The sequence below is a fragment of the Saccharopolyspora sp. ASAGF58 genome (assembly GCF_012277335.1).
GTDB lineage: Bacteria > Actinomycetota > Actinomycetes > Mycobacteriales > Pseudonocardiaceae > Saccharopolyspora > Saccharopolyspora hattusasensis.
Window position 1 is genome coordinate 1,228,860 of record NZ_CP040605.1, and the last position, 12,941, is coordinate 1,241,800.

Annotated in this window: 12 protein-coding genes; 2 read left to right on the forward strand and 10 right to left on the reverse strand. The window is 66.8% G+C overall.

Annotation, left to right across the window (positions count from 1 at the left end; genetic code table 11):
• The first annotated feature begins 279 nt into the window (after window positions 1–279).
• Together FDZ84_RS05560 and FDZ84_RS05565 are read left to right on the forward strand one after the other, a co-directional pair.
• Window positions 280–513, forward strand: a complete 234-nt coding sequence (locus tag FDZ84_RS05560; protein WP_168585007.1) for a DUF6364 family protein — start codon at window positions 280–282, stop codon at window positions 511–513.
• On the forward strand, window positions 510–935 hold the full coding sequence (locus FDZ84_RS05565) for a PIN domain-containing protein (RefSeq protein ID WP_168585008.1): 426 nt from the start codon (window positions 510–512) through the stop codon (window positions 933–935). Before FDZ84_RS05560 ends, FDZ84_RS05565 begins: the two co-directional genes overlap by 4 nt.
• A 57-nt stretch (window positions 936–992) precedes the next feature.
• On the opposite strand, the gene FDZ84_RS05570 is transcribed toward FDZ84_RS05565, so the two are convergent.
• The 10 genes from FDZ84_RS05570 to FDZ84_RS37635 form a co-directional block, all read right to left on the reverse strand.
• Entirely contained in the window at window positions 993–4,370 is a 3,378-nt protein-coding gene (locus FDZ84_RS05570; protein WP_168585009.1) for a pyruvate carboxylase, read from the reverse strand.
• A 518-nt stretch (window positions 4,371–4,888) separates the two neighbouring features.
• Window positions 4,889–5,152, reverse strand: coding sequence for a PIN domain-containing protein (locus tag FDZ84_RS05575; protein ID WP_210435440.1), 264 nt, complete (start codon window positions 5,150–5,152; stop codon window positions 4,889–4,891).
• A gap of 26 nt (window positions 5,153–5,178) precedes the next feature.
• Entirely contained in the window at window positions 5,179–7,416 is a 2,238-nt protein-coding gene (gene recG / locus FDZ84_RS05580; RefSeq protein WP_168585010.1) for an ATP-dependent DNA helicase RecG, read from the reverse strand.
• A gap of 84 nt (window positions 7,417–7,500) precedes the next feature.
• Window positions 7,501–7,962, reverse strand: a complete 462-nt coding sequence (locus FDZ84_RS05585) for a hypothetical protein (RefSeq protein WP_168585011.1) — start codon at window positions 7,960–7,962, stop codon at window positions 7,501–7,503.
• Between the two features lie 14 nt (window positions 7,963–7,976).
• On the reverse strand, window positions 7,977–8,213 hold the full coding sequence (locus FDZ84_RS05590) for a hypothetical protein (RefSeq protein WP_168585012.1): 237 nt from the start codon (window positions 8,211–8,213) through the stop codon (window positions 7,977–7,979).
• Between the two features lie 408 nt (window positions 8,214–8,621).
• Window positions 8,622–9,563, reverse strand: coding sequence for a reverse transcriptase domain-containing protein (locus FDZ84_RS05595; protein WP_246868823.1), 942 nt, complete (start codon window positions 9,561–9,563; stop codon window positions 8,622–8,624).
• A gap of 26 nt (window positions 9,564–9,589) precedes the next feature.
• The gene (locus FDZ84_RS37620; protein WP_210435442.1) at window positions 9,590–9,928 is read right to left on the reverse strand and encodes a hypothetical protein; all 339 of its coding nucleotides are present in this window, start codon (window positions 9,926–9,928) and stop codon (window positions 9,590–9,592) included.
• A gap of 163 nt (window positions 9,929–10,091) precedes the next feature.
• Window positions 10,092–10,403 carry a hypothetical protein gene (locus FDZ84_RS37625; protein ID WP_210435443.1) on the reverse strand — a complete coding sequence of 104 codons (312 nt, stop codon included), beginning with the start codon at window positions 10,401–10,403 and terminating at the stop codon, window positions 10,092–10,094.
• On the reverse strand, window positions 10,400–11,137 hold the full coding sequence (locus FDZ84_RS37630; RefSeq protein ID WP_210435444.1) for a reverse transcriptase domain-containing protein: 738 nt from the start codon (window positions 11,135–11,137) through the stop codon (window positions 10,400–10,402). Before FDZ84_RS37630 ends, FDZ84_RS37625 begins: the two co-directional genes overlap by 4 nt.
• Window positions 11,138–11,219: 82 nt before the next feature.
• Window positions 11,220–11,696 carry a reverse transcriptase N-terminal domain-containing protein gene (locus FDZ84_RS37635; RefSeq protein ID WP_256413663.1) on the reverse strand — a complete coding sequence of 159 codons (477 nt, stop codon included), beginning with the start codon at window positions 11,694–11,696 and terminating at the stop codon, window positions 11,220–11,222.
• Window positions 11,697–12,941 lie beyond the last annotated feature (1,245 nt).

Sequence of the window (12,941 nt, forward strand, 5' to 3'; positions counted from 1 at the left end):
AAAAAAACGAAGGGCGCCTTCGACCGGCACAGCCACAGTCGGTCGACTGCCCCTCGCTCTTTGGCGGCGGCCGGTCCGCCTCGAAGTTGTGCGCCCCGCCGAGCCCGTAGTCGTCGACCCGCGCGGTGAAGAAAACGAACGCGGGCCGGAGCCGACGAACCCGCGTTGCTCCGCCAGCAAGCCGTCGGCAGACCATGCACCACTGGTCCGCTCACAGCCCCCGATCGTGCAATCTCTAATATGTGGAATTAGCGTGGTCCACGCTCTAAACTGTGGTGCATGGCTAAGCGCAACGTCACCATCCAGTTAGACGAGGAAATAATCCACCAAGCGAAGGTACTGGCAGCAGAGGAGGGCACCTCGGTCAGCGGGTTGCTCACGGTCCAGCTCAAGGAACTCACCGCGGCGAAGCTTCGCTATCGAGAAGCCAAGCGGGCGGCGCTAGAAGCACTGAGCCAGGCAGAGGATCGCGGCGGAATCACGTGGACACGCGAGGAGCTCTACGACAGGTGAATCAGGCACTGACGTTCGTTGACACCAACATCCTGATCTACGCGCATGACACTCACGACTTGGACAAGCACCGCACAGCGGTCTCGATCGTGACCGACCTGTGGGAGACCGACACCGGCGCATTAAGCACGCAGGTTCTTCAAGAGTTCTACAACGCCTCGACCAAGAAGCTGAAGAAGCCGCTTTCCCGCTGGGAAGCACGGGAGCGAGTCGCCAACTACAGCGAATGGCGCACGGTCGAAACAGACGCCTTGCTGATCGTCTCGGCCAGCAAGCTGGAAGAGGACCACACGCTCGCGTTCTACGACGCGCTCATCGTCGAAGCTGCGTTGCGATCGGGTGCGACAAAGCTGCTAACCGAGGACATGCAGCACGGCCGACGGTTCGGGAACCTCCTGATCGAGAACCCGTTCCGCCCTTGAAACGCCGAACGCGGGCCACCCCCTGGAGGGGACGGCCCGCGTTGGGGTCAACGGTGGTCAGCCGAGTTCGATGATCAGGTCTCCGCCTTCGACCTGCTGGACCGCTCCGATCGCCAGGCGCTTGACGCGGCCGCCCTGCGGGGCCGTGATCGCGGCCTCCATCTTCATCGCCTCGATGGTGGCGATGGTCTGGCCCGCCTCTACCGCGTCGCCCTCCGCGACCGACAGCGTCACCACGCCCGCGAACGGGGCGGGCACGTGGCCTGGGTTGGACCGGTCGGCCTTCTCCGCGATCGGCAGGGCGGTGGCCACCGAGCGGTCGCGGACCTGGATCGGCCGCAGCTGGCCGTTCAGGACCGCCATCACGGTGCGGATGCCGCGCTCGTCGGGCTCGCTGATCGCCTCCAGCCCGATGAGCAGCCGCACGCCCGGCTCCAGGTCCACCGAGTACTCCTCCCCCGGCCGCAGGCCGTAGAAGAAGTCCTTGCTGCGCAACAGGGAAGTGTCGCCGAAGGCCTCGCGGTGCTCGGTGAACTCCTTCGTCGGCTTCGCGAACATCAGCCGGTTCAGGGTGCCCCGGCGGTCCGACTCCAGCCCGGCGCGGTCCTCTTCGGACAGTTCCGCGACCTTGCGCACCGCGGTGCGGCCCTCCAGGGCCCGTGTGCGGAACGGCTCCGGCCAGCCCGCCGGCGGGTCGCCGAGCTCGCCCTGCAGGAACCCGATCACCGAGTCCGGGATGTCGAACTTGCGCGGGTCGGCCTCGAAGTCGGACGGGTCCACCCCGGCGCCCACCAGGTGCAGCGCCAGGTCGCCGACCACTTTCGACGAAGGGGTCACCTTGACCAGCCGGCCGAGGATCCGGTCGGCCGCGGCGTACATCGCCTCGATCTCCTCGAACTTGTCGCCCAGCCCGAGCGCGACCGCCTGGGTGCGCAGGTTCGACAGCTGGCCGCCGGGGATCTCGTGCTTGTACACGCGCCCGGTCGGCGAGGCCAGGCCCGCCTCGAAGGGCTGGTAGACCTTGCGCACCGACTCCCAGTACGGCTCCAGGTCGCACACCGCCTGCAGATCCAGCCCGGTGGCCTGCTCGGTGTAGTCGGTGGCGGCGACCACCGACGACAGCGCGGGCTGCGAGGTGGTGCCGGCCAGCGACGCCGTCGCGGCGTCCACCGCGTCCACACCGGACTGGATGGCCGCCAGGTAGGTGGCCAGCTGGCCGCCCGGCGTGTCGTGGGTGTGCAGGTGCACCGGCAGGTCGAATTCCTTGCGCAGCGCGGAAACCAGCTTCGCCGCCGCCGGCGGCCGCAGCAGCCCGGCCATGTCCTTGATGGCCAGCACGTGCGCACCGGCGTCGACGATCTGCTCCGCCAGTCGCAGGTAGTAATCCAGTGTGTACAGCTTCTCGTCCGGGTTGGACAGGTCGGCCGTGTAACACAGCGCCACCTCGGCGATCGACTTTCCGGTGGCCCGCACCGCCTCGATCGCCGGGCGCATCTGCTCGACGTCGTTGAGCGCGTCGAAGATGCGGAAGATGTCGATGCCGGTGTCGGTGGCCTCCTGCACGAAGTGCTCGGTCACCTCGGTCGGGTAAGGCGTGTAGCCGACCGTGTTGCGCCCGCGCAGCAGCATCTGCAGGCAGATGTTGGGCACCGCCTCGCGCAGCTTCGCCAACCGCTCCCACGGGTCCTCGGCGAGGAACCGCAGCGCCACGTCGTAGGTCGCACCGCCCCAGCACTCCAGGGACAGCAGCTCCGGCGTCATCCGCGCCACGTGCGGCGCGACCGCGAGCAGGTCCTTGGTACGGACCCGGGTCGCCAGCAGCGACTGGTGGGCGTCCCGGAAGGTGGTGTCGGTGACGCCGACGGCCTTGGTTTCCCGCAGCCAGCGGGCGAAACCTTCCGGACCGAGCTCGGTGAGGCGCTGCTTCGAACCGGCCGCCGGGGCGGCCGACAGGTCGATCTCCGGCAGCTTGTACACCGGGTCCGGGGTGGTCGGGCGCTTGCCGTTGGGCCGGTTGACCGTCACGTCAGCGAGGTAGTTCAGCAGCCGGGTGCCGCGGTCGGCGGAGTGACGGGCGGTGAGCAGGTGCGGCCGCTCGCCGATGAACGAGGTGGTGACCTTGCCCGCGGCGAAGTCCGGGTCGTCCAGCACGGCCTGCAGGAAGGGGATGTTCGTGGATACGCCGCGGATCCGGAACTCGGCTACCGCGCGGCGGGCCCGGGCGACGGCGGTGGCGAAGTCGCGGCCCCGGCAGGAGAGCTTCACCAGCATCGAGTCGAAGTGCGCGCTGACGCTGGTGCCGGCGAACGCGGTGCCGCCGTCGAGCCGGATGCCCGCGCCGCCCGGCGAGCGGTAGGCGCTGATCATGCCGGTGTCCGGGCGGAACCCGTTGGCCGGGTCCTCGGTGGTGATGCGGCACTGCAGGGCGGCGCCGCGCAACCGGATCGCGTCCTGCGTCATGCCGAGGTCTTCGAGCGTCTCGCCGGCGGCGATGCGCAGCTGCGACTGGACCAGGTCGGCGTCGGTGACCTCCTCGGTGACCGTGTGCTCGACCTGGATGCGCGGGTTCATCTCGATGAACACGTGGCGGCCCTGCTCGTCGACCAGGAACTCCACGGTGCCCGCGTTGACGTAGCCGATCTTGCGGGCGAAGGCGACCGCGTCGGCGCAGATCCGCTCCCGCAACTGCGGGTCAAGGTTGGGCGCCGGGGCGATCTCGATGACCTTCTGGTGGCGGCGCTGCACCGAGCAGTCCCGCTCGTAGAGGTGGATCACGTTGCCCGCGGCGTCGGCGAGGATCTGCACCTCGATGTGCCGCGGGTTGATGACCGCCTGCTCCAGGAAGACCGTCGGGTCACCGAAGGCCGATTCGGCCTCGCGCATCGCCGCTTCCAGCGCCTCGCGCAGCCCGGACACCGCGTCGACGTGGCGCATGCCGCGCCCGCCACCGCCGGCGACGGCCTTCACGAACACCGGGAACGTCATGTCCTCGGCGACGGCCAGGAGCTCGTCGATGTCCCGGGACGGTAGCGAGGAGTCCAGCACCGGAACCCCGGCCTCGCGGGCGGCGGCGACCGCGGTCGCCTTGTTCCCGGTCATCTGCAGGATCTCGTGGCCGGGGCCGACGAAGGTGATCCCGGCTTCCTGGCAGGCCCGCGCCAGCTCGGGGTTCTCGGAGAGGAACCCGTATCCGGGGTAGACCGCGTCCGCGCCGGCCTGGCGCGCGGCCTTGATGATCTCTTCGACGGACAGGTAGGCGCGGACCGGATGACCAGGTTCGCCGATCTCGTACGACTCGTCGGCTTTCAGGCGGTGCAACGAGTTGCGGTCTTCGTGCGGGAACACCGCGACCGTGCCCGCACCCAGCTCGTACGCGGCGCGGAACGCGCGGATCGCAATCTCGCCGCGGTTCGCGACAAGGACCTTGCGGAACATGCCGGCTCCTCCTGGACAGGTGTCGGTCGGTGTTAGCACAGTACCGCGAAAATTCCCTCTTCCGGGAGAACCTCTCAGGTGATGGACACCTCGATGCCTCGACTACCTGCTCAAACGCAGATTCGACATAAGGTCTAAACCAAAAGAAAAATCTCCAAATTTCGTTTCCATGGAATTTTCGATCTCTTATTCTCGCCCGGGCATGGCGTACGCCCCACGTCGCCGCCCGATCGACGGCTGGACGCCCCCCGAAAAGCGCAAGATCATGGACGACGTCGGAAATAAGGCTCCATCTCGGAGCTGTACGCCGCCGAAAACATGGACTGGACGGGCTCACCATCCGCAGGGGCACGCCGATCCTGGCGACCGACGCGTCGACCGCGTGCGTTCACCCTCACGGCCCCCCGAACGGAGCCGAGCTCTGCGGCCTCACTTATCTACAACCTTCGCCGAGAGCTTCCAGTCCGGATAACGGCCCGACCCAGGACAGCACATCCCGGCAGGGAGTTCGTCCAACCTCAGCGCAGAACACGGATCTCGCATTTCGGACCATCGGCTGCAGCAAGACGGACATCGCCGGTAACCAACGGAACACCGAGCTGCTCAGCAACCGCAACATAAGCGGCGTCGTAAGCCGTAACGTTATGCCGCAGCTCCCAGACACGGTCCAGCAGCGACCCTGACGCAGGTATCAGCCGGAACGTGAACTCAGCGAACGCAGCGACGGCATCGCTCGCTGCGTTCGCTGGGATCTTCTTCGCCATCGCGAGCCCGCGGATCACGTGCACCACTTCAAGCGGAAAATGTCTCAGGTCTTCTCCAGGTACTCGGCGCGGTCGGCATCGACCACTTCGGCGACCATCCGGGCCAGGCCCGGCTGCTTCCGCAGTTGGGGGTCTTCGCCGACCACTCGGTCGGCTTCCTCCCTGGCCTGGGCGATCACGTCCTCGTCGCGCAGCAGCGACAGCATCTTCAGGCCCGACTTCCGGCCGGACTGCGCCGCGCCGAGGATGTCGCCCTCGCGGCGCAGCTCCAGGTCCAGGCGGGCGAGCTCGAAGCCGTCCGTGGTGGAGGCCACCGCGTCCAGCCGGTCCCGCGTGGTGGTGCCGGCCATCGCCTCGGTGACCAGCAGGCAAAGGCCCGGCGCGCTGCCCCGGCCGACGCGGCCGCGCAGCTGGTGCAGCTGGCTGACGCCGAACCGGTCGGCGTCCATGATCACCATGACGGTCGCGTTCGGCACGTTGACGCCGACCTCGACGACGGTGGTGGCGACCAGCACGTCCAGCTCCCCAGCGGCGAACGCGCGCATCACCGCGTCCTTGTCGTCCGCGGCCAGCCGGCCGTGCAGGATGCCCAGCCGCAGTCCCGCCAGCGGCCCGGCGGCGAGCTGCTCCGCGACGTCGAGCACCGCCACCGGCGGCCGCCGCTCCTCGTCCTCCTCCGGCGGCGGCTCCTCGCCGCCCCCGTCGCTGTCGTCCACAGCGGACTTCGCGGCCTTCTTCTTGCCTTTGCCCGGGTTCTCCTCGTCGTCGCCGATCCGCGGGCACACCACGTAGACCTGGTGCCCGGCCGCGACCTCCTCGTGGATGCGCGCCCAGGCCCGGTCCAGCCAAGCCGGTTTCTCCGCCACCGGAACGACGCTCGTGCTGATCGGCGAGCGACCGCGCGGAAGTTCCCGCAGCGCCGAGGTTTCCAGGTCGCCGTAGACCGTCATCGCCACCGTGCGCGGGATCGGCGTCGCGGTCATCACGAGCACGTGCGGCGACACCTCGTCCCCGCCGCGCGCCCGCAACGCGTCGCGCTGCTCGACACCGAAGCGGTGCTGCTCGTCCACCACGACCAGGCCGAGATCGGCGAACGACACCCGGTCCTGGATCAGCGCGTGCGTGCCGACGACGATCCCGGCCTCACCGGAAGCCGCCTCCAGCAAGGCCTTCTTGCGCTGCGCCGCGTTCAGCGAACCGGTCAGCAGCGTGACGCGGGTGGCATCGTCCGCGCCGCCGAGCTCACCGGCCATCGCCAGGTCGCCGAGCAGTTCGCGCAGCGAGCGGGCGTGCTGCGCGGCGAGCACCTCGGTCGGCGCGAGCATCGCCGCCTGCCGCCCGGAGTCCACCACCTGCAGCATCCCGCGCAGCGCCACCACCGTCTTGCCGCTGCCGACCTCGCCCTGCACCAGGCGGTTCATCGGGTGCTCGGCGGACAGGTCGGCGGCGATCTGCTCGCCGATCTCCCGCTGCCCCTTGGTCAGCTCGAACGGCATCCGCTGGTCGAACGCCGCCAGCACGCCGTCGTCGCGCCGCCGGCACACCGGCGCCGGATGCGACTTCGCCGCGCCGCGCAGCTGCGCCAGCGCCAGCTGCACCGCCAGCGCCTCGTCCCACTTCAACCGGTTCTGCGCGACCGTCACCTCCCCGAAGTTCTGCGGGCGGTGGATCTTGCGCAGCGCCGATTCCAGGTCCGCCAGCCGCTTCCGGTCGCGCAGCTCCACCGGCAGCGGGTCGTCGGTGCCGTCCCAGACGTCCAGCACCTGGCCCACGCACCGCGCGATGGACCACGACGGCAGGCCATGCGCGGCCGGGTAGACCGGGATCAGCGCGGCGGCGAATTCCTCGGCCGCCGAACCGAGATCGGTCTTCTCCGTGTCGAAGAGCTGGTACTCCGGGTGGGCCAGCTGCAGCTGCTTGCGGTAGGCGGTGACCTTGCCCGCGAACATGCCGCGCCGCCCCGGCAGCAGCTCCCGCTCCCGCCAAGCCTGGTTGAAGAACGTGCAGCTCAGCGAGCGGTGGCCATCGGTGATGCGGGCCTCGACGATGGTGCCGCGGCGGGACTTCATGGTGCGCTTGCTGACCCGCTCCACCTGCGCCAGCACGGTGGCGTGCTCGCCGATCTCCAGCCCGGCGATCGCGGTCAGCTCGCCGCGCTCGGCGTAGCGGCGCGGGTAGTGGCGCAGCAAATCGCCCACGGTGGCCAGGCCCAGCGCCGAATCGAGCGCCTTGCCGGACTTGGCGCCGAGCACCCGATCGAGCTTCGCGTCCAATGTGGTCACTGCTTGTCCTCCGCCGTGCGCATCGTCACCGGTCGTCCCGCCGGGCAGGCACCCGCAAGTTACTGGACGGCACCGACGAGTCGATCAGTCGGTGGCGGCGACCCGCGCGCTCTGGCTGCCCAACCGCCATCCCAGCCAACCCGCGAGCGCGCCGCCCAGCAGCAGCCAGCCCTGCGCGTGGAGGTCGACGGTGTCCCGGAAGTCCGAGGCGTTCAGGTTGGTGAGCGTGGTCAGCACGACGGTGCCCAGCATCAGCGCGCCGAAGACGCCCAGCGCCGCTCCGGCCCAGGCCAGGCCGCGCCGCCGCAGCACCCCGCGGACCCCGAAGACGCTCCACACCGCAGCGACCGCCAGCCACCAGACGAGCTTGTCGAACAGGAAGTCGCGCAGCGAGCTGGAGCTCTCCGGCGCGCCCGACGACGTCCACTCGACCGCGATGGGCTCGGGCAGCCGGGTGCGCAGCAGTAGCGGGATCGCGATCATCAGCAACGCGACGAGCACGGTCCAGCCACCGACGAACCACAGATATCGGCTTCGGACTCTCACTGGACGCTCCCGGGTCAGTCGACGACCAGTAACGACATTAGCGCCACACCGCCGCTGCCCGTCGGCCCGGCCGGGCATCGCCGACCGGACCGACCGCTGGTCAGGCGGTCGCGAGCCACCGCGGCAGCGACACCAGGCATGCGCCACGCGAACCAGCCGACGCGGCCGGCGATCCCGGCGGCAGCCAGCATCGCGTGGCGGAAGAACACCCGTGAGCGTTTGTGGGTGCCATAGCACCCAAAAACACTCACGGCGTCCTGCTTACCGAAACGCTCGTCGCGATCCGCATAACCGCGAACACGCCCCCGCCGCCTCCTGCCAATGGCGCGGCCAGGCGTTGTCCGATAGCGCGGATTGCCCCTGGTGAGACTGGTTTTCTGGAGCGCCCAGGAACCGCAGGGACAACCGGTACTGGTCCTCGGATGCCCGGGTGATCGCACCAGCCCACCGTGACGAGCACCGGACGGTGAGATTCCTCAACTCGGAGTGGCTGAGCTTGGGTGACCGACCTGGCAGCCGCGCTAAACCGGCCAGGTCATCGGTGAGGTAGGCCCACGGGCGTGGTGTCGGTGTCTCCACCGGTCATTTCCCGCAGGCCCCCTCCCGCACCCGGCGTGCACCTCTCAATGCACCGGGCGCTCCACGTGTCTTTCCGCTGGTCAACTGCCTGTGGTGGCGGTTGCCGGGTTCGGGGTCCATGGGGTCGCGATAGTGCCGCCGCGATGGCGGTAGCGTTCCACGGTGACGCTGGCTGCGCCGGTGAACACGACCCCGTTGTAGGCGAACCGCCATCCCTGATCGCAGAAGCGGCGGCGGAGTTCCTTCATCCCAAGCCGGTGTTTGCCCGCGTACTTGGCGCGTATCCAGCGCATCAGCCGACCCCATGCGTGGTAGTCGACCGCGCTGAACACCGCCTTGGACACCCCGTATCGGAAGAAGGTCGCCCAGCCTCGTAGGGTCTGGTTGAGACTGCGCAGCAGCTCGTCCAGCTCTATGTGGCGAGTTGACCTGTACGTCTGCTCCGATATCTTGCCCTTGATAAACTTGATGGCCTTCTTGGACGGCATCGTGTAGACGTAGTGCTTCGATGTTCCCCGTTTCCGCTGACGGCGGATGTGATGACCGAGGAAGTCGAAGCCCTCGTCGATGTGGACCACGCGAGTCTTCTCCGGTGCCAGTCGTAACCCCAGTGGAGCGAGCACGGCCGACACCTCCTCCCGCAGGGCCTCGGCATGGTGGCGGTCGCCCGACACCATCAAGACGAAATCATCCGAGTACCGGATGATCTTCCAGTTGCCGTGGCCGTTCTTTCTGCGTTTGGACCGTTGATAGGGTGTTCCCATCTTTCCCCGCCATTCCTGGTCGAAGTGGTCGTCCAGTGCGGATAAGGCGATATTGGCGAGCAACGGGGAAAGGATACCGCCTTGTGGGGTTCCGGTCATTGTCTCTTCCCGATCTCCGAGTTCGTTAAGGATCCCGGATTTCAGGAACGCCTTCACCAGCATACAGATACGCTTATCCTTGATCCTCACCCGAAGGCGATCCATCAATGCCGCGTGATCGATTTCATCGAAGCAGGCTTTGATGTCGCACTCCAGCACCCATCGATATGCTCGGGAACCAGAATTCAGATAGTGAATCTCGGCGATTCGTCGTGTGCACGTCGTTTCGGGCGGAACCCATATGAGCACGGTTTGAAGCCTGCCTCAAAGATGGGTTCGAGCACCGATTTCAGACTTGCCTGGACCACCCGGTCAGCGATGGTGGGAATACCGAGTTTCCGATACTTTCCCGTGCCTACCCCTTTGGGGATCATCACCTTTCGGACCTCGACCGGCCGGTATTCACCCGATTTCAGTGAATCCCGGAGCCGGTCCAGGAAAGCCTCGACCCCGATCCACGCCTCGACCGTGGCCGCAGTGATCTTGTCGATCCCCGCGGTCTTGCCGCCCTTGTTGGCGGACACACGTTCCCACGCATCCATCAGGAACGCCCGGTCGTGGACAAGGTTGAACAGGTCACCGAACCGGCGGGAGGGGTCATCTCCCGCGCTGGCTAAGCCGCCCCCTCGCGGAGGCGGCTCGCCTACAGAACCGGACGTGAAACTTTCGCTTCATCCGGCTCCTCGATCATGTGGTTCTTGACGTGAATACCTCGGCGATGTCGACTCGTTTGGTCTGGTCGCTGGTGTTGTCGCGGCAGTGCTGATGCAGGGCACGCATCCTCGTGAGGTCAGTCAGCCCGTTCCATTGGGGAGGGGCGAACTGTTTTATGGTGGTGGTGTCCGCATCGGTGAACAGCAGTCGGCAGTGTGCGCACTTCCCTTTTTGGCGGCGAAGCAGGATCGCCGTCCTGCTCGTCGTCAGCGGGTGGTCACGCAGCCTGTTGGCCCAGTAGACCAGGTTCCCGTCATAAGGGCTGGCGTGGCCGCGCACCTTCACATGGCGCTTGATGGGAATGTCCGCATGTACAGCGAGCCGCGGACCGTCCAGAGTGGCGAACTCCAGACGGCCTTGATCGCGTCGTCGCCAATACTTCGCGAATACCCATCCCGCGCTCTTCTTCGGGTGACGGCGGCCGGCCCAATGCAGCAACGTCGAGACAACCGGTAGTCACAGGAGGCGAAGACCTTCTTGGCGACCACCGTGCGGTAATACATCGACCAACCCCGGATCACCGGGTTGAGCGCGCTGATCAGCGCCTCGTGCGGCGCTGTCTTCCGCGCTCGGACGATGTCCCGCATGGCTCGATGATGCCGCTTGACGGCATCCTTACTAGGCTTGATCAGCGTCTTGACCACGGGCTGTTTCCGCCCGTCACTACCTGGCCGATGTTCCTTGGTCACGTAGCGACGGATGTGGAAACCCAGAAACTCGAAACCGGCTGGCCCATCGAGGGCAAGCCGGGTGTGAGTGATCCGGGTCTTGGCCGTTTTCAGCCGCAACCCGATCCCGCTCAACCGTTCCTCCGCGATGTGCTGGGCCTTCTCGATCCCCGCACGGGTTGGATGCAGGACCACGAAGTCGTCGGCATAGACCACGACCTGAGGTCGGTCTCGGCTGCCGAACGCTGAGGTGATCACTGTTTCCAGACCGTGCAGGGCGATCAACGCCAGCAACGGTGAAATGACCCCACCTTGCGGGCTGCCCCGCCAGGTAGCCTCCAGAGTCTGCATCCAAGACGGACTTGTCCTTCTTACAGGTCGCATCGAAGATCGCCGCAATCGCATCATGCGCCGAACGGGCCGGGCGGAAACCCTAGCTGTTCGGCTCAAACCTGGCTTCCCACTCGGGATCCAGCGCCAGCTTCGCCAGTGCTTGAAGTGCCCGATCCAGCATGACGGGAATACCCAGCGGGCGCTTCTCCGCCTTGCCGGGCTTGGGAATCCAGACCCGACGCACGGGTCTCGGTTTGATCGTCTCCGGACGCCGCAGGCGTTGCACCAGCAACCAGCGCTGGTCGGCCGGGACGGAAGCCACTCCGTCGATCCCGGCCGTGTGCTTGCCCTGGTTGTCCTGCGTCACCCGGCGCACCGCCAGACAGCGAGCGGCTTCCGATTTCATCAACAAGCGTTGCAAACTACGAACTACCGCCACGTCGCCACGACACGAGGCTCGGAAGATGCGCTTTTGCAGGCGGTACACCGTGGTCTCCAGCTTCCGCCAGGGAACCGATGCCCAGTCTCCGATCGACCGCCCGTCACCGGGACGGCCGTCGTTTCCGTTTCTCCCCACTACTCACACCCCTTTCCTTCCACATGACCGTGCCCGCGTCGGCCTATCGTGGGCGTTACCCCACGCGTTCGCTTCTCGGGCAATCCCTCCCCATACCGGCATGCGGCCTGGTCGCCTACTCACCAAACCCGGTGAGAGCCTGCACGGGGTTACTCCGTTCCGAATCGTCCGTTTGACGCTGCCCGTAGGTCCGCACTGTCTGCCGGGCCACCGTGGCGGATGCACGGGCGGACACCGATGGACCTATCCGCCCCGATGGACCATGCCCTTGCGGGCCAGACCCGTTACCTCGCGTGGGTCTGATATTGCTAACGACAGTTCGGGCGTGCGTTCGTCTCCTGACCATAGGCGGCCTGCTAGAGGCGTCCCGGACGTCGAGGTCGCCGGTTATCCCCGTCACGTCCCTGCTTCCACAGCCTTGATAACCAGTCGCAGCCATGGGGACGTCGCTTTTCCTCCATGCATCATGAGGGGCCGGGATCGCACCGGCCATCGGACAATTCAGTTGTAACCAGGACAATCTGCCCCGGCCCCTTCCATCCCCCGCCATCGGCGGTTTCGGAAGAACGGATCACAGCCAGCGGTGCAATTTGGTCTGCATTCTCCGTACCGTCAACTCGGCCGAATACGGATCCGGCCAGGTGGCGGCACCGGTATTCACCAGTGCGTCTTCGGACATTACTTTCCTTCCTTGGATGACACGCTGCCGCCCTTCCCCATGTGCGCGGGCTTTCCCCGGCTCGGAGTACTACGGCGGCTCCGCCCCATCCGCGCCTTCGGCGGGCATCGCGCCTATCCCGACACCAGCCCCTGGAAAGGGCTGACGAAAAGGAGCGCACACGGATGGTTCCCACGTTCCCTGCTGTCCGGTCGACGGGTTAGGCACCCGGCTTTGCCCCTGTGGCATCGCTGCGGTTACGCCGTAGACAATTCGCCGCAGCCTTCCAGACCAGGCATCGAAGACCCTTCCGGAAGTTCCTCGCCCGCAATGAGAGGCAAGTTCGCACCACAATCCAGCCCGAATCCACCGGGTTAGAGCTGGCACGTGATTAAGAGGCGTAACGAAGCCGGTTCCTCTCGTATACCTTCCCGTCTTGCTCACCACGCCCGGCCCATCCGGCAGTCCTGAGCCGACGCGACTTTGTCGAGGATGCTCCCATCCTCCCCGGCGATCCCCGGATTGGACTTCCTCCAGCTTCACCCCACCGCTACGACGCCGAGGCAACGAACGGTCTTTCACCTCCG